General features: G+C 52.3%; 16 protein-coding genes. 9 read left to right on the forward strand and 7 right to left on the reverse strand.

What is annotated here, in order from left to right; genetic code table 11:
* Positions 1-105: 105 nt before the first annotated feature.
* The 3 genes from ACMAZB_RS03260 (at position 106) to ACMAZB_RS03270 (ending at position 4,019) form a co-directional block, all read left to right on the forward strand.
* Entirely contained in the window at positions 106-2,472 is a 2,367-nt protein-coding gene (locus ACMAZB_RS03260) for a prolyl oligopeptidase family serine peptidase (RefSeq protein ID WP_435219388.1), read from the forward strand.
* Between the two features lie 132 nt (positions 2,473-2,604).
* Positions 2,605-2,982: a VOC family protein gene (locus tag ACMAZB_RS03265; RefSeq protein ID WP_435219389.1), complete on the forward strand. Its 378-nt coding sequence runs from the start codon at positions 2,605-2,607 to the stop codon at positions 2,980-2,982.
* Positions 2,983-3,182: 200 nt separating this feature from the next.
* Complete coding sequence (locus tag ACMAZB_RS03270) at positions 3,183-4,019, forward strand: mechanosensitive ion channel family protein (RefSeq protein WP_435219390.1); 837 nt, start codon at positions 3,183-3,185, stop codon at positions 4,017-4,019.
* Positions 4,020-4,152: 133 nt separating this feature from the next.
* Here ACMAZB_RS03270 and ACMAZB_RS03275 read toward each other — a convergent pair whose 3' ends face one another.
* Both ACMAZB_RS03275 and ACMAZB_RS03280 read right to left on the reverse strand, forming a co-directional pair.
* A complete protein-coding gene (locus ACMAZB_RS03275) occupies positions 4,153-5,883 on the reverse strand; it encodes a sodium:solute symporter family protein (protein WP_435219391.1) in 1,731 nt (576 codons plus the stop codon).
* A 36-nt stretch (positions 5,884-5,919) separates the two neighbouring features.
* Entirely contained in the window at positions 5,920-7,089 is a 1,170-nt protein-coding gene (locus tag ACMAZB_RS03280; protein ID WP_435219392.1) for an iron-containing alcohol dehydrogenase, read from the reverse strand.
* A 228-nt stretch (positions 7,090-7,317) separates the two neighbouring features.
* On the opposite strand from ACMAZB_RS03280, the gene ACMAZB_RS03285 reads away from it, so the two are divergent.
* The gene (locus tag ACMAZB_RS03285; RefSeq protein ID WP_435219393.1) at positions 7,318-8,439 is read left to right on the forward strand and encodes a dimethylsulfoniopropionate demethylase; all 1,122 of its coding nucleotides are present in this window, start codon (positions 7,318-7,320) and stop codon (positions 8,437-8,439) included.
* 32 nt (positions 8,440-8,471) lie between these two features.
* Here ACMAZB_RS03285 and ACMAZB_RS03290 read toward each other — a convergent pair whose 3' ends face one another.
* From ACMAZB_RS03290 to ACMAZB_RS03305, 4 genes are all read right to left on the reverse strand, one after another.
* Positions 8,472-9,896 carry an aldehyde dehydrogenase family protein gene (locus ACMAZB_RS03290; protein WP_435219394.1) on the reverse strand — a complete coding sequence of 475 codons (1,425 nt, stop codon included), beginning with the start codon at positions 9,894-9,896 and terminating at the stop codon, positions 8,472-8,474.
* A gap of 211 nt (positions 9,897-10,107) precedes the next feature.
* Positions 10,108-11,631, reverse strand: coding sequence for an aldehyde dehydrogenase (locus ACMAZB_RS03295; RefSeq protein WP_435219395.1), 1,524 nt, complete (start codon positions 11,629-11,631; stop codon positions 10,108-10,110).
* 242 nt (positions 11,632-11,873) lie between these two features.
* The gene (locus tag ACMAZB_RS03300; protein WP_435219396.1) at positions 11,874-13,337 is read right to left on the reverse strand and encodes a carotenoid oxygenase family protein; all 1,464 of its coding nucleotides are present in this window, start codon (positions 13,335-13,337) and stop codon (positions 11,874-11,876) included.
* Positions 13,337-14,053, reverse strand: a complete 717-nt coding sequence (locus ACMAZB_RS03305; RefSeq protein ID WP_435214433.1) for a TetR/AcrR family transcriptional regulator — start codon at positions 14,051-14,053, stop codon at positions 13,337-13,339. The genes ACMAZB_RS03300 and ACMAZB_RS03305 overlap by 1 nt, the downstream gene beginning before the upstream one ends.
* Before the next feature lie 219 nt (positions 14,054-14,272).
* Here ACMAZB_RS03305 and ACMAZB_RS03310 point away from each other — a divergent pair, with 219 nt between their 5' ends.
* From ACMAZB_RS03310 to ACMAZB_RS03330, 5 genes are all read left to right on the forward strand, one after another.
* Positions 14,273-15,283 (forward strand): SDR family NAD(P)-dependent oxidoreductase, encoded by a 1,011-nt coding sequence (locus tag ACMAZB_RS03310; protein WP_435219397.1) that lies wholly within the window; start codon positions 14,273-14,275, stop codon positions 15,281-15,283.
* Positions 15,280-15,732 carry a VOC family protein gene (locus ACMAZB_RS03315; RefSeq protein ID WP_435214437.1) on the forward strand — a complete coding sequence of 151 codons (453 nt, stop codon included), beginning with the start codon at positions 15,280-15,282 and terminating at the stop codon, positions 15,730-15,732. The genes ACMAZB_RS03310 and ACMAZB_RS03315 overlap by 4 nt, the downstream gene beginning before the upstream one ends.
* Before the next feature lie 134 nt (positions 15,733-15,866).
* Positions 15,867-17,033, forward strand: a complete 1,167-nt coding sequence (locus ACMAZB_RS03320) for a phytanoyl-CoA dioxygenase family protein (RefSeq protein ID WP_435219398.1) — start codon at positions 15,867-15,869, stop codon at positions 17,031-17,033.
* 158 nt (positions 17,034-17,191) lie between these two features.
* Positions 17,192-18,004: a transporter gene (locus ACMAZB_RS03325; RefSeq protein ID WP_435219399.1), complete on the forward strand. Its 813-nt coding sequence runs from the start codon at positions 17,192-17,194 to the stop codon at positions 18,002-18,004.
* Between the two features lie 306 nt (positions 18,005-18,310).
* Positions 18,311-19,846, forward strand: a complete 1,536-nt coding sequence (locus ACMAZB_RS03330; protein WP_435219400.1) for a molybdopterin-dependent oxidoreductase — start codon at positions 18,311-18,313, stop codon at positions 19,844-19,846.
* Positions 19,847-19,899: 53 nt separating this feature from the next.
* On the opposite strand, the gene ACMAZB_RS03335 is transcribed toward ACMAZB_RS03330, so the two are convergent.
* Positions 19,900-20,304 carry a hypothetical protein gene (locus ACMAZB_RS03335; protein WP_435219401.1) on the reverse strand — a complete coding sequence of 135 codons (405 nt, stop codon included), beginning with the start codon at positions 20,302-20,304 and terminating at the stop codon, positions 19,900-19,902.
* Positions 20,305-20,524: the final 220 nt, after the last annotated feature.

Here is a 20,524-nt window from a genome sequence, read left to right on the forward strand (position 1 = left end):
AAGCATCGGGAAGCAATCGAGGTTAATAGGTTTTCGTGACAGACCGGAAGTCACTATGAGCGCCTTCTGGCACTTTTGGCCGGGTTTTTGAAACAGGGTACAGCTATGAAATTTATGAATTACCAGCGGACGGTTGCTGCCGTTTTGTGTGCAGTCATCCTCGTAGTCGGGCCAGTAGGGAACGCTGCGGACCTCAAAACGATCATGGCGGACCCTGATTGGATTGGTGCGCCGGTAGAGGCAGCCTGGTGGCAGCTAGATGACGGTGGCTATTTTTACCGGGCCAAACGCGCAGGCAGTACTCTAAGAGATACCTTTGCTATGACCGGGGCGGGTGACCCTGTGGTTGTTTCCGCATCGCAGTTAGCCCGAAGCGATGGCCCAAACCCCAGAGTTCACTCGGCCAGTGGCTTGGCCGTTAGTATTCATGCTGGCGCTGTGGTCTTGCGCGATCTGAACAAAAAGACCCACCGCGTTTTATTTGCTGGAACTACACCTGCGAGTCGGCCTCAATTTTCACCCGCAGGTGACGCGGTATTTTTTCAGGCCGACCAACGATGGTGGCGCGTTGATCTGGCCAGTGGCGGTGTGGGGGCTTTAACGCCCTTGGTATTTGAGGAGGCCCCCCACGCGATTTCTGAGGATGGCTTAGCTCAGGATCAGCTGAGACTGTTTGCCACCTTAGAGCGTGAGCGGCTTGCGCAACAAGTGCAGTTTGACCAAAGCGTGGAGCAAGCGCAGGCGATGACATCAGGGGTAACCCCTTGGTACTTGGGTGCTGATCATCAGTTGGTTAATAGCGCACTGTCGCCAAATGGACGTTGGTCATTGGTGTCAGTGACTGCTGCGACCGCAGATAACAACAAAGCCGACAAAATGCCCCATTATGTGACCCGCTCGGGGTACGTCGATGTTGAGGACGTGCGCCGCTTGGTGGGTCGAGAGTCGCCAAAATCGCAGGCATTGTGGCTCTTAGACATGCACAACCGGCAGCGGTATGAGTTGAGCATGGCAGCGCTTCCCGGCATTGATTTAGATCCATTGGCGGATTTAAAGGGTGCCCAAGATATACCCGTTCACGATGCCGAAAATCCACGGCCGGTCAGTTTTGAACGTCTCATTTGGCACGATCAGGGTGCTGATGCGGTGGTGCAAGTGCACGCTATCGACAATAAGGATCGCTGGACACTGCGACTGACGGCTGAAACTCGAGAGCTAAATTTGATCGAGCACCTGCACGACCCGGCATGGATCAACTGGCAGTTCAACGATGTTGGCTGGATTCCCGGCGGCGATCAAATTTGGTGGCTGTCGGAAGCCTCTGGATATAGCCATCTGTACGCGACTCGTGGGGACGGCGTAGTGATGCAACACAGTCAGGGAGAATTCGAAGTTACCGATGTTGCCTGGCTGCCCGATGGGGAGTCGGCGCTGGTGTTGAGTAACCGTGCCCACCCAACTCAGTACGATGTCTACCGCCTGAATGCTGCTTCTCAAAAAATGGTTCGTTTGACAGAGCTCAAGGGTGTAGAAGGTTTTTCTCTGCATCCTACAGGCACTCAGGCGTTAGTGCTTTTTTCCGAGACCTATCGACCGACGCAAGCGGTCGTTGTGGATTTAGTCAATGGGGATCTCAGTTCACAGACTGACACCATTAACGACGCCTATTCTGTTATTGACTGGCAGAACCCCGAATTTGTCGCAATCCCATCTCGGCATGGCGTTGAAAAACCGATTTGGTCAAAATTCTATCCGGCTCAGGGGGATTTCGAGGGTTTGCGCCCCATTGTGATGTTCGTTCACGGTGCGGGTTATACCCAAAATACGCATCACAAATTCCCCTACTACTTTCGAGAGCAGATGTTTCACAACCTTCTGACCGAACGTGGTTACCACGTGTTGGATATGGACTATCGGGCTAGCCGTGGTTATGGGCGTGATTGGCGAACGGCGATTTATCGTCAAATGGGCACGCCAGAACTCGAAGACCTCATAGACGGCGTGCAATGGTTGGTTGAAAAACACGGAGGGGACCCCAATCGCGTGGGCGTCTATGGTGGTTCTTACGGTGGGTTTATGGCCTTTATGGCTCTGTTTAAGGCCCCGGAGATATTTACTGCCGGAGCAGCTCTGCGTCCCGTCACGGATTGGCGACACTACAATGACTCCTATACCGCGAATATTCTCAACACGCCTGCAGTCGACCCTGAAGCCCATCATCGGAGTTCTCCTATAGAGTTCGTTGAGGGTTACGAGGGGGCGCTACTCATTAGCCACGGCATGCTAGATGACAATGTGTTCTACAAAGATTCGGTGCGTCTTGTTCAGCGCCTCATAGAGCTTGAGAAAGAGCATTGGGAACTGGCGTCGTACCCCCTTGAGCCCCACGGTTACGTTCATCCTGAAAGCTGGTTGGATCAGTATCGACGAATTTTAAAGTTATTTGAGTCGGAGTTAAGAGGCGCACAGTAATGGTGCCATGGTCTTTCTCAAATAAAGAGTGTGACTTGGCTAAACGTAAGATTTAGGATCACCTTCGAACCCAGCATTTAGTAACCTTGCAGGGTGAGAACATTCTCAACAGTTAACCAGAAGGATAGCGTTATGTTTAGCCACATTATGGTCGGCGCCAATGATATCGAAGCGTCAAAGGCATTTTACGACGCAACGTTGGGCGCCTTGGGGTACGGTCCCGGTGTTATCGACGAAAAAGGTCGCGTGTTCTATATGACGGACACGGGTATTTTTGCGTTAAGTCAGCCTATCGACGGCAATCCTGCAGGCCATGGTAATGGCTCAACGATAGGTTTTGCTGCGGCAACGACAGAAGCTGCAGATGCATGGCATGCTGCGGGTCTAGCGAGCGGTGGTGTAGCCTGTGAAGAACCGCCCGGGGTTCGTGAGGGTGGTATGGGTCCGTTGTACTTAGCTTACCTGCGCGATCCTTCAGGAAATAAAATTTGTACCCTAGTCAGGGTTTAGTGGGGCGTCGTTTGCAGCAAAATCCCTACGTAATTTGATTGAAAACTGGGGCCGCAGAGGCGAGTGAAAAGCCACTCGTCACTGCTGGCCCTGCTCAAAATTTAGCACCAAGAGACGGCGGACTAACTGCTGTCGACATGGCAGGCTGAATACGTAGAGGCCTTGCCTAAATTCATACACGATAAAAGTGAGGGCGCGTTATGTTCGACGATCTTGATATTACAGCGATGGCAGATGCCTACCTCTTCCCTTACGCGGCTAATATTGCTCTCGCGCTCGTCATTTTTTTTGTTGGAAAATGGCTGGCTAACACGCTGACCAATGTAGTCGTAAAACTGCTCCAACGGTCGCAAATGGACGATATTCTCATCAGTTTTGTCACGTCCATCACTAAGGCTATCTTATTATTATTTGTCGCGATTGCAGCGCTTAATCAGCTGGGAATCGATACCACCTCATTGATCGCTCTGTTGGGCGCGGCCGGCCTTGCCGTAGGCTTGGCACTACAAAATTCTCTACAAAACTTTGCGGCGGGAGTCATGTTGATTGTCTTTCGCCCTTTCAAGGCTGGAGATTTCGTTGAGCTGGCAGGTGTTGCCGGCGTCGTTGAGAATATTGGTATTTTCAGCTCGGTATTGCGCACTGGCGATAATCGCGAGCTGATCATTCCCAATGGTGCTATCTACGGAGGCATTATCACTAACTACTCGGCACGCAGTACTCGCCGCGTCGACATGGTTTTTGGGGTTGATTATGGTGATGACCTGAGAGAGGCCAAGGCGTTGCTGCGCACAATTATACTGGCCGATGACAGGGTGCTAGCCGAGCCTGAACCGGTGATAGCGGTATCAGAATTAGCCGATTCCTCAGTGAATTTCATTGTTCGACCTTGGGTAAAAAGCGCCGATTATTGGCCCGTGCTGTGGGATACCACCGAAAAAGTTAAGCTTGAATTCGACGCTCAGGGGTTATCAATTCCATTCCCTCAAATGGACATTCACCTGCCTAATGACGACGGGCACAGCACTGAGTCTTGACGGTATTGATCGGTGTAACAGTTGCATTTTTTTGAGAGCAGGGCTTGCGCGGCGCGATCAGAGCCATCCTGGCTTTATCGCCGCGTCTGCTCCCCAAAGAGCGGGACTTACATACCGTTAGTGTATGAGCAAATTACCCGTCTTTTCGATAAAAGGTTTTAACAGACTTCCAAACAAGAAGGCCGGCGACGATCAGCGGCAGGCCATAACTGAGCGCCAGAACGGCCTCACCCGTCGCTAGGGTCATCTGCCCTACCGAAGTTCCGTTTTGGGCTTGCGTGTAAGGTTTCGCATAGAACATATAAAGCATGCCCATAACAGCGACGCCTACCAAAATCATGACGGCAGGCCAAATGAGAGTTGTTCGAGTTTCTCCGCTGTCATGCTCATCTTCGGGGACTTTGTGGAGGGCCTTTCGATAGTCAGCCTCTCCGGGGCTGACCCTGCCAAGCCGCGATACGGTGACTACCGTCAGAAAGCTCGCGCAGGCGCCTACTAAAATGGGATCAAAAATAACGGGCCAGTCGACGAGATCGTTCAGTGACAATAGATTCATTAAGACGTTGACTAAAAAACCTACTGCCATGCCCCAAAAGGCGCCGGCTTCGGTAATCTTTGAGCTCCAAATACTCATGAACGCAACAGCACCCCACGAGGAGGCAAAGAGAGGGCCTGCGAAGTAGGTTATCCAGAATATGTTACTGGGTAAGGCCAAGGCTAGGGTAATGACGACGAGACCGATTACCAGCATGGTCAAGCGAGTAACGCGCAGCTGTATTTTTTTATTGTTTGGTAACTTAAGAATGTCATTGCTCACACTGAAGCCAACCAAAGACAGAAAAGTCGATGCCGATGACAGTCCCGCTGCCAAAATGCCACACACCAGCAGTGCGCCGACGATGGTGGGTACTACATTCATGGCAGCCCAGATGATGACGCTCTCCGCGGGGTCTATGTTGGGGTTGCTGAGATTGACAATGGTGGCGCAAAAGGTGGTGACCAAATATAGCAGCAGCATGGTGATCGCGGCACCGCAGGCGGAGCGAATCACCACATGCTCACTCCTTGCCATTAAATAGCGGCTAGACTGCCAGGGGCTGACGGCCACGACGAAGCCCCATGCAACCCCCAAAATAAGTGCCCATAGAAGTGCCTGCCCCGGAGTGTCCCAGCTGGTTTCAGGCCCTACGACACCATGCCAGGCAATGACGTCGGGTTTTGTCTCAAAGACGGCAAGGGCTTCGATGCTGGCAAACCAGCCGCCGTTCGCGCTCACCAAAAAGGAAAGTGCGACGATGGCGACCGACGTAAATAAGATGAACATGAGGGTGTCGGTTAAAATGACACCCTTGGATCCGGAGTAAAGCGTGAACAGCGTATAACTTCCCCACACAAGGATGATGGCGATGGGTTCTGACAGGTCGGTCAGTTGCGTGACGACCATGGCAACGCCCCAAGTAACGGCGAGCAGGTAGCCGCTGAGACCGACGACAATCGAAAGCCCAGCTAATGATTGAATTCGCCGACTCTGAAAGCGTGCGCCAAAAAAAGCCGGGACGGTTAGTGCTTGGCTTCGACGCAGGTAGCGACCGAAGAATAAGGCCCCCACGACGTAGCCCAAACAGTTGACGGCGGTCATGATAATGATCAGAGGTCCGTGTCCTCGGTAAGACATACCGGCCTCACCGATAAATCCGTTGGTGCTCATGAAGCTGGCAATCAACGTGCCCAAGATGAGAAGTGTTGGGGCATTGCGACCCGCCACGAAATAATCATCAAGGTGCCGCACTTTGCGCCCGGCGTACCAGCCGGTACCCAAATAAACCATGACACTCAGAATCATGGTTAGGCTAAAGCTATCCATCAGCGAAGCACCCGAGTAAAACGATGGCTGTAGTCGTCACCGACCATAGGTAATGGCCTCTTCCAAAATCCGTTCTATGTCAGCGACAGAAGCTGGACGGGCATTGGTTGCAGCAGCGGCATCAAGGTGGGCCTTTTTCGCCAGTACTGGGGCGGCGGACAGAGGTACACCGAGATCAGCCAGCGACCTAGGAATATCAAGCTCATCCAACAGCGCACACAAAGCTTGATAAAAGCTGTCGAATTCACTATCTGCCAATCCAAGGGCCGCTGTCAAAGCCGGCAATTTCTCCGTCAGCATAGGGGCGTTGAAGCGCATGACGGCGGGTAATGCGACGGCGTTGGTCAATCCGTGATGAGTGTCGTAATCGGCGCCGACCATGTGGCTGATCGCGTGAACAACCCCCAAGCCTTTAAGAAAGGCAATGCCCCCAAGGCAGGATCCCACTTGCATGCCGCCTCGGGCCTCAAGGTTGTCTGAGTCAGCCACGGCAATGGGAAGCCAGCGAGTAATAAGTTTGATTGCTTCTAGTGCGGTGCCATCGCATTGCGGATGAAAGTCTGGCACACAATACGCTTCAATGGCGTGGATGAGTGCGTCGATGCCGGTCCACGCCGTGAGGTGCGGCGGCAGGCCCAGGGTGATTTTCGGATCAAGCAAGGCGAGTGATGGTTTGAGCGCAGGGTGCCAGACACACAGTTTCATCCCTCGCTGAGTGTCTGTGATCATAGCAGTGCTCTCGGTCTCTGCTCCGGTACCCGATGTGGTGGGTATGCAGACTAGAGGCGGGAAGGCGTTCCCAGTGCTGATGTCCACCACTGGCGCGTCATAATTGAAACGCCAAAGATCGATATCATTATTGGCTGTTAGGCAGGTTGCCTTGCCGCCGTCCATACCGCTACCACCTCCCATTGCAATGACGCCATCATGGTGGCCCTCACGAAAAGTGGCCTTGGCACTCGCTATCTCGTGATCTCTTGGGTTTGGTGAAATATTGGAAAAGACATGTGATCTCAGACCTTGATGTTCCAATGACGACTGGGTTTGAGCGATAAAGGGAAGGTCTCTAGAGCCCTTATCGGTAACGATGAGGGGGTTTGTCATGCTCAGTGCAACACAATGCTTGCCAATTTCGCTCAAGCGCCCGGGTCCGTATGCGATGGGCACGGGATAACTCCAGTCATGGGGTGATAGCAGGTGGTTCATTGTGACAAGGTCCTTTTTGTAAGGTTTTTTTTTGGCGTTGTCAGCGGTTTTTTCAGAGGCGCTTTAATTTTTCATTATGCAGGAAAATTACCACATCTAAAGGGGATGAAACCTATTGCGTGAAGCCCCTCTAGCGGCGCATTATTCGCGAAATTATGGCACGCCAGTATTTCGGCAGTGCACCAAAAAAATAACAACAGATTAGACATAAAAAAAAAGAGTACGCCCATGAATGCACCCGTTATTTCTTTCTCAAGACGCCTGCGTGTATCACCCTTTGAATTACGCTCTTTAGAGGGGTCAAAGTCTGCGTCCGTCTACAACCACTTAGTGTTGCCAACCTGCTATGAATCCCTAGAGGCTGACTACTGGCACCTGCGTGAACACGTTCAGCTGTGGGATGTTGCTTGCCAAGTACAGGTTGAGGTCCAAGGTCCGGATGCGGCGGATTTTATTGAGTATCTAACCCCTCGTGATGTCTCGCGCTGCCAGGTGGGGCAGTGCATTTACACGCCACTTATCGACGAGGCTGGCGGTATTATCAATGATCCGCTGATATTACGATTGGCGGATGACCGGTTTTGGATTTCGCTATCAGATTCTGATGTTTTGTTGTGGGCTAAGGGCCTGGCATTGGGTAAAGGTTTTGATGTGCGTGTTTTCGATCCCGATGTTTTCCCCTTGTCTATTCAAGGCCCGAAATCAGCCGACCTCCTCAGCCGAGTTTTGGGAGACACCATTAGAGAACTTAAGTTTTTTCGTTTTATAGAAACGGAAATCGCCGGGACTTCAGTCGTGGTCGCGCGCACGGGCTGGAGTGGACAGGGCGGCTATGAAATCTACCTGCAGGAGCCCGATGCGGGTGTGACGCTTTGGGACACACTGGCAGCGGCTGGAGAGGATCTTGAAGTGCGCCCCGGTTGTCCCAATCTTATTGAGCGCATTGAAAGCGGATTGTTGTCCTTTGGTAACGATATGACCTTGGCAAATAACCCCTTAGAAGCCGGGCTTGACCGCTTTTTTAAGCTGGGTAAGTCAGCTGACTACTTAGGTCGTGCTGCGCTGGAGGCGATTGCTGAAGCGGGTGTTACTCAACGACTGGTAAAGGTCGTTATAGCGGGTGAGCCCATCGCGAACCCACGAACGGTCTATGCGATCCAAGATGCTGCAGGTGAAGATATTGGCACGGTCACCAGCGCCGTTTACTCGCCAAATCTCGGTAAAAATATTGGCTTTGGCTATTTGCCCGCAGACGGCTGTGAAGAAGGCCGTCGTGGGACAGTGCTCACCCCCGAAGGGGCAAGAGAACTCCGAGTTGCTAATGACGACTGGTCTAGCTCGTTGGAGTGAGTTTTTGCCATTTCTAGCCGTTTCGTGGCGGGTTACATGCCATGCAGCATCTTAGTCTCGAGGTAGTCTTCAAGCCCCATCATGCCACCCTCTCGGCCATTACCCGACTGCTTGTAACCCCCAAAAGGCGAGCCGTATTCATAGACGCCACCGTTGACATGAACAGCACCTGCGCGCAATTGCCGCGCCACTCTTCGGGCCCGCGCGGGATCACCGGTTTGCAAATAGGCAGCTAGGCCGTAGGGCGAATCATTGGCGATTGCAATGGCTTCTTCTTCGGTGTCGAAGGGAATCACGACGAGCACGGGTCCAAAGACCTCTTCGCGGGCAATACGCATTTGGTTGTGTACGTCGGTGAACAGAGTCGGTTTGACATACCAGCCAGTCTCAAAACCGTCGGGTTTACCCAATCCACCCACTAACAAATTAGCGCCTTCATCAATACCGACACCAATAAGGGTTTGGACGCGATCAAACTGTATGCGATCAAATAAGGGCCCTATGTGATCCCCCTCCTGTACTGGATCGCCAACTCGAGTGGCGATTGTCGCTTGGCGGGCTATTTCGACGACTTGGTCATAGCAGCTGCGTTCTACCAGTAAGCGCGTGGGGGCATCGCAGGACTGCCCTGTATTGGCCATACACTCAGCCACCGCGTTTTGAACGCGTTCTTCAAGGTCGCTATCGGCGAACACTAAATTCGCCGATTTGCCTCCCAGTTCCAACGTCACGCGTTTCACAGATTCTGCCGAATCACGTGTTACCGCTGTGCCTGCTCGAGTTGAGCCGGTGAAGGACATCATTTGAATATCGGGATGTTGTGACATGGCGGCACCCACTTCGGGCCCTTCCCCGTTTACAAGGTTGAAAACACCAGGGGGGCAGCCGGCCTCGTGGAGAATTTCAGCGTAAATAATTGCAGATAGCGGGGTGTGTTCGCTGGGTTTAAGGACGCAGGTACAGCCAGCAGCGAGAGCGGGAAGAACTTTTAATGCGATTTGGTTGATTGGCCAGTTCCAGGGCGTGATTAGGCCGCAAACGCCGATAGGCTCACGGACTAACAGTTCCCCATTGCCGAGATCGACCTCTTCCTCGAGCCGTTCCAAGGCATCAACGAAACCTTGCAAGTGACCGATGGCAGCGTCTGCTTGTGCCTCACGGGAAAAAGTAATGGGTGCGCCCATTTCCTCGCGCATGGCTTGAGCCAAATCTTCAAATCGGGCCTCGGTTACTTGCTTGATACGTTCGAGTAATGCCAGCCGTTCTTGCTTTGAGGTCATTGAGAACGTTTCAAATGCTTGGCTGGCTGCTGCTACAGCACGATCGACATCGTTCGCGTTGCCTAGCGCCACCGTAGCAACAACCTGCTCATTAGCGGGATTGATAACGGGCATCGTGACAGTGGAGTCAGGAGAGACCCAAGCGCCGTTGATATAAAATTTGTGCAGATTTTCCATGCGGCACTCGCTTATTAGTGTGGCGTTTACGGGTGCACCGTGTACCTCGGCTAAATCTGAAGCAGAGTTGAAGTGCGGTGTTACGGCGCTGACATTGTATGGTGATCACGCCCATTATCGAGGTCAGTAACGACTTTTGGAACCCCCAAAAGCGCTCCGTAGGATTTGAATAATATGGTGACACTCAACTGAGGTTGGCACTCTCGAAGGTTTACTGCCCCATTCCTATTTTCATTATCGCAGGCTTACCCAGCGCTGCGATCGTTGCTTTCTCCTCGGTAAAAAAGTCAGCTGCATGGCGGGGGCCGTCTCGCCCGATGCCCGAGGCTTTGAAACCACCGAAGGGCGCGCGAAGATCTCTGGCGATGGGAGTGTTCAGCCAAAGGGTGCCAGCTTGGACCTTTTGTTGGAATACCTGAGCGCGATGTAGACTCTCCGTCCAACAATAGCCAACTAAACCGAAGCGGCTGTCGTTGGCGATTGCCCAAGCTTCCTCGTCATCTTCGAAGACTTGAATCGTAACAACAGGTCCAAATATTTCCTCCTGACACAAAGGGGAATGGTTGTCTAAAACTTTAAATACCGTCGGTGCCACGAAGTAGCCACTGCCCAGCTCGGGCATAGCGCGCCCACCGGTCAGCAGGTTGGCGCCGGTATTTTCGGCGAGGGTAAAAAAATTGAGGACATGTTGTTGATGCTCGGCAAAACCCATGGGACCGACTTCAGTTGTGCTGTCTAGTGGATCGCCGACACGCAGCGTTTCAGTCCGTGCCACAAACCTCTCGATAAAACGCTCTGCAATTTGGGTTTGCACCAAAATACGCGAGCCTGCAATGCAGATTTGTCCGCTATTACCAAAAGCGCTTACCAATGCCCCGTCGATTGCTCGGTCGATATCAGCATCGTCAAAAATAATGTTGGCTGAATTCCCCTCCAGCTCAAAATGCACAGGGGTAAGGCGCTCTGCCGCTGCACTCATGACGTTTCGTGCGGTGTCGCCACGTCCGGTAAAGGCAATGCGATCGATGCCTTCCGCCTGCGCCAGTGCGGCGCCGGTAACAGCGCCTCGGCCGTTGACAATATTGACGACACCCGAGGGCAGCCCCGCTGATTCAAGTAGGTGTACTAATTGCAGCACTGCCAGTGGTGAAAACTCAGAGGGCTTCAAAACGCAGCTATTACCAAAGGCAATACATGAGGCCACGTGCATGCTAGAAAGTGCCAAACAGGCATTCCATGGGGCAAATAGTGCGGCGACGCCTACAGGATGACGGGTGATGACCGTACGATACTCTTGCAGTTGATCAAAGGTCTCCCCTGCAAGCACTCCAATGTAATCGGCGAAGAAATCGAAGTTATCAGCGGCTCGAGGTATCTGACGTGCCGCTAGGTGGGCAAAGGGAAGTCCGGCACAAATTGACTCTCGAAGTGCTAGATCATTTGCATGCGTTCGGATCGCTTGAGCGGTGGCACGCAGCACACGCTGCCTTTCTTCGATGGTGGATTGGGACCACTCACCGGACTCAAAGCGGGCTTTTGCCGCAGCGACTGCCGTTGCCACCTGTGTGGCATCATCTTCTTGCAGGCTGGCAATCGTTTCACCCGATCCGGGATAGCGCACCGGCAGGCTTATTGCAGGTGTTTTCGGCAAAACAGGCAGGCCTGCGATATGCCCCGTGATGAGATCAGGTAGCTCGAGGTTAGCGATGCTTTCATGCAGTATCGGCGATCCCACGGTTCGTCTCCTTGGCACGGGTCATTCCGGTTTATAGGGGCGTTATCATAGCCCTAAGGACGCCAGTAGTCGCCGTATCGCCCGAAAAACAAAAGATGGGGGTGTCGCCGCTGTTGGGCATTCCCTTAGTGTCTGGACCCGACTGGTTTGTCGCGGCAGCTGTATCGCGCTATCGGCAGCTTTTCCTAATGGTGCTTCCGCAAAGGGTAATACCTCGACAGCAATGTTAGCTGGGCGAGGGGTTATTGAAGAAAAGTGTCGCCGGTGAAGTGCCCGTGAAAACCAAAGGGTATGTGGTGGTCTAGCAGCACTGCAGCAATTTCCTCTTCAGGATTTTGCGCATCGCGAATTTGAATTTCAGAGCGATGCGTGCTGGCGTCATAAACAACCGCGAGCAAATAGCCATCATCCTGAGTTTTCGGACGTGCTTTCGGAGTAAAGAGCGCTTCGGAGGTGTACCTATTTTCACCCACATCAGTATGGGTGCAAGCCCCCGTACGGGTATTGAGGGTAACAAAACTATTAAAAAATCCATGCTCCCGACCTGGAGCATGGCCGACATAAAAGCAGTGTTCACTGCTTAGGCCTGTAAGATTTGTGTTCCAAGCGGGAAATTCACCGGTAGGCGCATGATCAAAAGCTTCTAGGCGAGTGTGGCCGGTCTTTAGGTCGATCCGCAGGCGATGCAGCTCGGCGCCTGCGACGGTTTGAACATCAAAGACATCCCCTAGCCATGCAAAACCTTCGGTACTTTTTGTTTGGAAGAAATCTGTGATGAGCTCGTCGTTGGTCTCAAATGAGTTGGCAAAGTGCACAACAATCCCGGGAGGTAATTCAAACTCTCGGGTTACGGACATGGTGCGCAAATCCACAACAATACCGCGCATGGCTTGTTGCTCGTTGTAATTTAAATTCTCGCTCAGCGTGGTGGTACCCAAGAGGGGTCCCCCAAGCTGGAAGTTAATCGAGCTCACTACAAAAATGGCATAGTTTTCAGTAAGGCCAAAGTCGTGGAGGAAGGGGAATCGATCTAGAGGAATACGACAGCTGCGAACACCATGACCGTCGGCTGGAATATCATGAACGTCGAGTGCACATTTAATGCCGCGCCAGCCAAGCCCCGTCAGATTGATGCCAAAATTAATCTGATTTCCGGTGCGAGGGTGAATTTTTCCATGGGCACTTATGGTCGTTCGTGGGTTTAGGGTGCTGCCATAATATTCTGGCCCCAGTGTCTCAAGTGTCTCTGGGTTCAATCGGTAAGGTTGTCCACCCTCATAGAATGCGCACAGCTTGTCGCCATGCCAAGAGACGCCCGTATTGGCTGGGTTAGATAGAGGTCTGAGAATATTTTTTCGCCAACCGCCCTTAATTTGCGTGCCAAATCCGCGATGAGATACTCGCCCCTCCTCGTGGTCCTGAAGATACTTAGGTGTGCGCACGTAGCGGTTTTTGAAATGCGCCTTACCGTCAATAAAGGTGGCTGCGCTGATCATGCCGGGACCGTCGAACCAATGACCGTAGGCCTCACTGCCCGCATTCATGGCGCCGGGCCCGTTTCGAAACAAGGTGCCGGTCAAATCCTTGGGCAGGGTGCCGCGTACATTATTAGCCCAGCCATTACGCTCTTCCTGCAGTGCAAGAAATCCTCGGTGGAAGTCACAGTTGCGCTGTGCAACGTTAATCAGTTTTGCTTCAGCATTCATCAATCAGCCTCTGGCGCAGATGGATCAAGGGTGGGGATAAGAATGTCGATGCTGCTGTCAATCAGTGCGTCGATTAGCGGAGGAACATCGACTTCGAACCCGTCCAGCATTTTGTGGTTGTAGAGATCAATCAGCCCATGAGTATTGGTAAGCAGCGTAATGACGCGAACCCAAATGGTATCGGGCCCAAAACCTTCCTCGGCAATACCTGCGATACCGGGCACTGATGAATTGGCCTCTGGTGGTGTCAGTGAAACGCCGGACCGGCTGAGCAGGCTCGCAAACAACTCAATCATGCGATTGGAAGTGCGCTGGCGTAAATCGCCGGCGATATCGTTTTCGTCATTTGCAAGATCCTCCCGCAACTGCAGTGGCGGGTGAACCATAAGTTCCCAGTAGCCTGTCCAGTCATGAGCGAAGCGGACGGCGGATTTCAGAAGGCCTGCCAGCTTGTCTCGGGGCTCTTCGAAACGGGTAACACCCTCCTTGGTATAGGCATCTAAGAGCTCATAGCCACGCTGTGTTGTTTCGATAAATAGCTGCCGCTTACTGGGGAAGTAGTTGTAGAGATTCGCTGCTGTCATATCGACGCTGGCCGCCAGCGCCCGCATAGAGAGTTGGCTCATGCCTTCTGATGCCATGACCTGCGCGGCTTCATCCATGATGCGCTGCTTTTGGACCACGATTTCCTCGTTGGAAAAGGCTTGCCTTGGCATGGCTTAACAATCCTCATTAAGGCGCGAAATTCGCGCTACGGAACATGCGTCCCGTGGGGCCAAAATTAATTAATGAACGTATGTTAACTTAACGTATGTTAAAATTTCAAGCGGCGTTTTTGGTGCGCGTGTGGGCGAAGGTGATGATGCATTACTGTGGTGGCCCACAAAGACCACGGGGTAAACTGAATATGGGTTTATTAAACAGCGAGAAAATACATGTCGGCGGGTAATACGGGAGTTTTGATCTCTGTGGTTCTGGCTGTTGGTTACATAACTCTGGCGATACTTGTATGGAGCATGGTGAGTGCCGGTTACAGGAAAATTCGGGGCAGGTCTCGACTCAATATCACTGGCCGTTGGGTTGTTATTACAGGGTGTGATTCAGGTATTGGCTTGGGCTTAGTCACCGCTCTGTCAGAGCGTGGCGCTAAGGTGGTCGCTTGTTGCTATACCGAGGCTGGCGCACACGGAGCTTTAGCCGCGGGAGCCGCCTGGGCACCTCACTTTGACTTAACCAAGGACGATGCAATTCGCGAGGTTGCAGCGCAAATTCATGCCCGAAGTGATGGCGCTGTCTGGTCTGTGGTGCACGCAGCGGGGACCGTCTTACCGGGATTCGTTGATTATCAGCCGATTAATTTTTATCGAGACGTGATGGCGGTAAATTTCTTTGCACCTGTCTTGCTCACTCAAAAACTCCTCAGCGCTTTGCGGCGTTGCAAAGGTCGAGTGGTTTTGGTCAGTAGTGTCGATGGCATAGTAAGCCTACCCGGCAATGCCCCCTACGACGCTTCAAAATTTGCTATTGAGGCCTATGCCGATGCCCTGCGAGCTGAGTTGTCGTTCTGTGACGTATTTGTGAGTGTGATTAACCCGGCAACAATGCGCACGCCCATGGCGGAGGCCTTTTTCCCGGCACACCGAAACACCTGGCAAGCCATGGCTAAAGACGATCCTGGGGGCGATTGGCAAGCACTGTGGCCTGAATCTTGGCTCGAACAGTATGTTGAAAAAAACACGCAACAGCTGCGTAGCATTGCGGAGGATCCCGCGGCGGCAGTCAGCGATGTTGTTCATGCTGTCACCGCCGCCCATCCAAAATTACGTTATTTGAGCGGCCGACTGGCTAAAACCTTTTTTTACGCGCTATGGCTAATGCCAGAGGCGTGGTCGCTTCGTATTAAACGCCTTACTGTCCAACCCCAGCCGCCTAGGAACAGCTCATGAACATATCGGGACTTCTCCATATCAACATCAATTGCAAGAATTTTGAAAGATCAAAACAGTTCTACGAGATGTTGGGCTTTGAGGTCATTATGCCGGTTCCATCAGAAGGGCGAGGCGCTGCAGCGGCAGCTGTTGGCATGGAACGTTACCTTGTTAAAGGAGCGCTCATGAAGCATCCCAGCCGCATTGTCATCGACTTGCTTGAATGGCAGGAGCCCTCTGAAGAGGGTGCACCTTACGAGAGCATGGCACACCCCGGGATCGCTCGGGTCGCCTTCACGACAACATCGCTTGACGATGACGTGGCAACCCTCGTTGAAGCAGGCGTGAAATTCTTATCCACTGCTCCTGCCGAGGTAGGTGGCCCCAGAGGTTCAACAGTGCGCTTTATTTGCTTCAAGGATCCTGACGGCACTGTGCTCGAATTGGTTGAAATGTCAGGTTCCTGAGTGGAGTCGGGGGTCCGCCGGAGCCCCTCGCGACTGAACAGATGCTAAAGACTCAATTCCGGGATATTTTTGAATTTTTGTATCTTTGTCAGTAGGGTTCACGTTTTGATTTTGTGTGGCGGTAGAAAATTTTGATGGATATTTCAAAATCGATAGATCTCTGTGCGGCCTATTACGGCAATCAGGCTGACGCTATGCGTCAATATCTTGAGTCCGGGCAGGAGGCTGCTTTACGCCTAGATAATCGAGGTCCTATTTGTTTTGACGAAGCCGGTAGTCTTGATCCCGCGATTCGTGATGCCTATTCCCGCTACGGGTTTTATGTTTTTACCGATGTGCTTAGTAAAGATGAGCTCGCTGATATTGAGGCTGATTTGGGTGCAATGCGGAAAAGCTTTCCCACCGGGCCCGAAAGCTCCGTCAACGCTGATGGACAGCCGGCCCTCGGTGCCGACTGTAAAGCGCTTACGTTAGTGTGGTCTAAGCCACTAGGAGATCCATTAGGCGGTACGGCGTTGGCAAATGGGCGTCATCAGGTCAAGATGTTTGAGCCTGAGGCTGCTAAGGAGGCTCCCGCCGCAGCGCCTTTTATTCTGTTGGGATCGCTGCAGTTCTCCGACGCTTGTCTACGTACCTATGCCCATCCACAGCTGCTGCGGGTTGCGGAGGCGATTAATGGGCCCGACTTCGCGCCATTTAATGAGGCACTTTTTATTAAAGACCCCGGTATTGGAGCTGCAGTTTCATGGCATCAAGATGGCGTTACTCATTGGGACAGCGACGACTTCAATGAGGACATTCACGGTTTTAATTTTATGGCGCAGGTTTATGGCAGCACTGCAGTCAATGGCGTCTGGGTTGTGCCGGGTACGCATAAATTGGGCAAAATCGATATTAATGAACTCGTGGCAGAAGCGGGTAGTGAGCGTCTGGAGGGTGCTGTCCCTCTGGTTTGTAACCCCGGTGATGTTGTGGTTTGTAACCGACAGTTGGTCCATGGATCATTTCCTAACTGTGGTTTGGAGCCCAGGGTCACGGTGAACTTTGGCTTTCACCGTCGATCTTCAGTGTTGGGTGTTCAAGGAGGTGGCATCCACAGTGAGGCACAAGAATTTGACGCAGAAACTATCGCTCGCCGCTCTCGCGTTCTGGGTTATGCAATTGACGCACGCCAACAGCGGTTCGCCGGTGAGTCGCCTTATCGCTATCAGCCCTTCGCAGATGAAAAGAAAATTTTTAGCTGGAATACGCAAACTAGGGCAGATATCAAAGATTATAACTGTGACGATTTGAGCATCTAAGAGGATCACCTCTGTTTAAAGTCTGCAGCAAATGGTGACAGATTTTTTAATCTGCGTGGCATTTACTGATGAAACCTCTGAGAATAGGGGTCTAGTGTTCACATTAGGGCGCATGTCTCACATAGGCAGCCCACAGACCCCTTAAATTTGAGGTGCTTATGCCAGATTTAAAATTGATACAGGTGATGGTTTTTTTAATGGCAGCTTGCCTGGGGATTTTCTCTCAGGTAGCGCGAGCCGACGATGCCTCGATTGCTCAGAAATTGGCCAATCCCGTTGCCTCGCTCATCAGCGTACCTATTCAAATCAACTACGATGACAAGTACGGCGTTGGTGAAAAGGGTTCTATTTGGAAAACCAATGTCCAGCCAGTCATTCCAGTCTCACTCAATGATGACTGGAACATGATTTCTCGAACGATCTTACCTTTTATCGACCAGTCAGATTTTCCAGTGCAAGGCCTGGGTGAGTCTGGGGTAGGGGATGTGGTGCAAAGCTTTTTCTTTTCACCTAAAGCACCAACTGCGGGCGGTCTTATATGGGGCGTTGGGCCGGTAATCAATATTCCCACTGCAACCAAAGATGCATTGGGACCAAGAGCTTGGGCAGCTGGACCCACAGGGCTGGTATTAAAGCAGTCGGGGCCTTGGACCTACGGCGCATTGGGGAACCACCTGTGGTCTTTTGCAAAAGAAGATAACACCGAGATAAATGCGAGCTTCGTGCAGCCCTTCGTTTCATACATCACGCCTAAAAAATTGACCTACTATCTCAATACTGAATCCACCTATAACTGGGATAGTAAGGATTGGTCTGTGCCTATTAACGTCGGTGCAAATCAGTTAGTAAAGCTTGGTAACCAACTCATGCAGATTGGTGGTGGTGTTCGATATTGGGCAGATTCGGGTGAATTTGGGCCGAAGGGCTGGGCGCTGCGAGTGAATGTCGTGTTTGTGTTCCCCAAGGGCTAAACAATATTTAGGACTTAGCTGAGTTCCTACGTTCATCGGCTAAGCTCAGAAATGGCAAACGTAGTATCCCCGTGGGTGAGAGCGCGTAGTGGGCCAGATGAGCCAATCGGCAACTAAGCGCCTAGTGTTTCAGGTTTTTTGTTGTCGAGGCCGTAACGCACTATGCAGTGGTTGGTCTAGCTGCCTCTATTTTAGGGTGTTGTGCCGCCGGATTTGACGGCTATGGGTGGGTCGCAAATGATCTGCCTATGGCACTCCGGACCGCATCAAAGTCTGCATAGTGAAAAAAAAGAAAGGAGGGGTGACATGGAGGCAGTATCAAGGCGCTTCATGATAAAAAGCCTGGCGACAGGTGTTGCTCTAGCGGGCCAGTCGATCACATTGGCAAATTCCCAGCGGTCGATGCCTTACAACAAACGTGTTGCTACCTTCACTGTGCACAACGACTTGCCTTGGGCCCTGGAAACGCGCCGTAGCCAGTTTGGGTTTGGCCCTATCACGCCGGCCTCACACTTCTTTGTGCGAAATAACCTTCCCATGCCACCCGCTTCAGTGACTGGTTTGGGTGACAGTTGGTCTTTCGAGGTGCTGGGCTGCAAAGACTCGGGAAGCCTAACGCTTGCCGACTTGAAGCGCATGCCGATACAAACAGTGGCTACTGTTTTGCAGTGCTCGGGTAACGGCCGTGAATTTTTCTCCCATGACCCTTCCGGCTCGCAGTGGGGTGTGGGTGCAGCGGGTTGTGCACTATGGACAGGGGTGAAGGTCGCCGATATTTTTGAGTATTTTGGTGGCGTTGTGGGCGATGTGGCCTTTTTGACGGCATCGGGCGGTGAAGAGTTACCCGAAGGTATTGATAAAAATGCGGTGGTTGTCGAACGGTCGATCCCTCTTGCCAAAGGGCTGGCTGATTGTTTGCTGGTTTGGGAGATGAATGGTGCGCCATTGCCGCCTGTTCACGGTGGACCACTGCGTCTTATTGTGCCTGGATATTTTGGGGTCAATAACGTCAAGTGGGTTAGGCAGCTAGCAGCAACCTCGCAAGAGTCGGCTGCCAAGATTCAGCAGTCGGGTTATCGGCTTAGGGCGCAAGGCGAGTCGGGTGGGCCTCAGCACCCCTCCATGTGGCGAATGCCAGTGAAATCCTGGTTGAACGGCCCGGGTGCTGATGGCGAGCCCGTATTGGCGGGTATGAACACTTTATACGGGGTTGCCTTTGCCGGTGAGCGAGGTATCAAATCGGTAGAGGTTTCGAGTGATTCCGGTCAGACCTGGCAGTTGGCCCAGCTTGTGGGTCCCGATCTTGGTCCCAACGCCTGGCGTACATTCAGTGTGCAAGCCGAGCTCGCTGTAGGTCGACATCGCTTTGTGACCAGGGCAATTGATACTGAGGGCGAACAACAACCTCAGCAGGCGGCAGATAATCATCGCGGCTATGGTCACAATGGTTGGGAAGATCACGCCCTTGAAGTCAGGGCGCTGAAAGAGCTGCCCAAGACAGCTCCAATCATTGAATCAGATCAAGATGACTCATCAGGCGCTCTGACAGAGACCGCTGCAACCGTTGTCGCCAAGCCGCCGTTGGTGTTGTCTGATCAGGCGCTGCAGGGCAAAAATATTTTTATGGCCAAGGCTCAGCCTGGCTGTGGTGTGTGTCACAGCCTCGAGGAGGCCAATGCCCTCGGGGTCGTTGGACCAAATTTCAATACCTTAAAGCCGAGTCTGATGCAGCTGCGCAGTGCCATCACTCAAGGGGTGGGTGCGATGCCCGCTTACGGAGGACAGCTGAGTACCGAGGAGGTTGATGCCCTGGCTGCCTACGTCTTCGAAGCGAGTCGATAACTCGATTTTAGTGCGCCACTCTGTACAAAATATGCTCAGCTGATGACGGCCGGTCAAGATCGGGCTGGTTGCCATCGGTCTGCCAGGGCGCTCCCCATAGCCAGGCCAAGAATAATCAGGGTAAAGAAGACGAAGTGGTGCCAAAAAGGCATGGCGTCCCAATATTGAAGTTCTACCCATACAGCGATGGCCAGCATTTCAAGTGTCATCCCAAGTTGTATCAGCCTGAGCCTTGAGCTTGCTCCCGCGATCATTCGAGCTGCAAAACCACAAATGATCAAGCTGATCAGTTGCAGGCACTCTATGGCAATGACCAACCCGGTGTTGTGTGTGCCGCCAAAGCGATTGACCTCATTGGGATATTGGGCGAGAAGCAGGCTTGTCATTGGCAGACATAAAACGCCATAAAGTAGCGGCAAACTGATGATGGCGATGAGTTCTCTGAGTGCTGTTCGCATGGATATGGTCTCTTTTTAATATCGAATTGCAGCGCCACAAGCATAATCGAAGCGTTTTAGCGCATCAAAAAAGCGAGGCGAGTGGCAGTCTCTTTATTGTTAACAAACACATCAGCGTGTCCCGCGGGCAAATGGGGCGCGACTTTGTTTCCTCTCTAGTGGAAATTTAAATGTTGGCGAGCCAGCCCAATAGACGGCGACTCATCCAGATGATGGGTTT

The organism is Luminiphilus sp. nBUS_07 (assembly GCF_051201685.1).
Taxonomy (GTDB): Bacteria; Pseudomonadota; Gammaproteobacteria; order Pseudomonadales; family Halieaceae; genus Luminiphilus.

Coding starts and splice junctions, on each gene's coding strand:
- ACMAZB_RS03280 (WP_435219392.1), bottom strand. CDS start 7,089: ATGAACCACCTGCTATCACCCCATGACTGGAGTTATCCCGTGCCCATC.
- ACMAZB_RS03265 (WP_435219389.1), top strand. CDS start 2,605: ATGTTTAGCCACATTATGGTCGGCGCCAATGATATCGAAGCGTCAAAG.
- ACMAZB_RS03310 (WP_435219397.1), top strand. CDS start 14,273: ATGTCGGCGGGTAATACGGGAGTTTTGATCTCTGTGGTTCTGGCTGTT.
- ACMAZB_RS03305 (WP_435214433.1), bottom strand. CDS start 14,053: ATGCCAAGGCAAGCCTTTTCCAACGAGGAAATCGTGGTCCAAAAGCAG.
- ACMAZB_RS03275 (WP_435219391.1), bottom strand. CDS start 5,883: ATGGATAGCTTTAGCCTAACCATGATTCTGAGTGTCATGGTTTATTTG.
- ACMAZB_RS03335 (WP_435219401.1), bottom strand. CDS start 20,304: ATGCGAACAGCACTCAGAGAACTCATCGCCATCATCAGTTTGCCGCTA.
- ACMAZB_RS03325 (WP_435219399.1), top strand. CDS start 17,192: ATGCCAGATTTAAAATTGATACAGGTGATGGTTTTTTTAATGGCAGCT.
- ACMAZB_RS03300 (WP_435219396.1), bottom strand. CDS start 13,337: ATGAATGCTGAAGCAAAACTGATTAACGTTGCACAGCGCAACTGTGAC.
- ACMAZB_RS03290 (WP_435219394.1), bottom strand. CDS start 9,896: ATGGAAAATCTGCACAAATTTTATATCAACGGCGCTTGGGTCTCTCCT.
- ACMAZB_RS03320 (WP_435219398.1), top strand. CDS start 15,867: ATGGATATTTCAAAATCGATAGATCTCTGTGCGGCCTATTACGGCAAT.
- ACMAZB_RS03285 (WP_435219393.1), top strand. CDS start 7,318: ATGAATGCACCCGTTATTTCTTTCTCAAGACGCCTGCGTGTATCACCC.
- ACMAZB_RS03260 (WP_435219388.1), top strand. CDS start 106: ATGAAATTTATGAATTACCAGCGGACGGTTGCTGCCGTTTTGTGTGCA.
- ACMAZB_RS03270 (WP_435219390.1), top strand. CDS start 3,183: ATGTTCGACGATCTTGATATTACAGCGATGGCAGATGCCTACCTCTTC.
- ACMAZB_RS03330 (WP_435219400.1), top strand. CDS start 18,311: ATGGAGGCAGTATCAAGGCGCTTCATGATAAAAAGCCTGGCGACAGGT.
- ACMAZB_RS03315 (WP_435214437.1), top strand. CDS start 15,280: ATGAACATATCGGGACTTCTCCATATCAACATCAATTGCAAGAATTTT.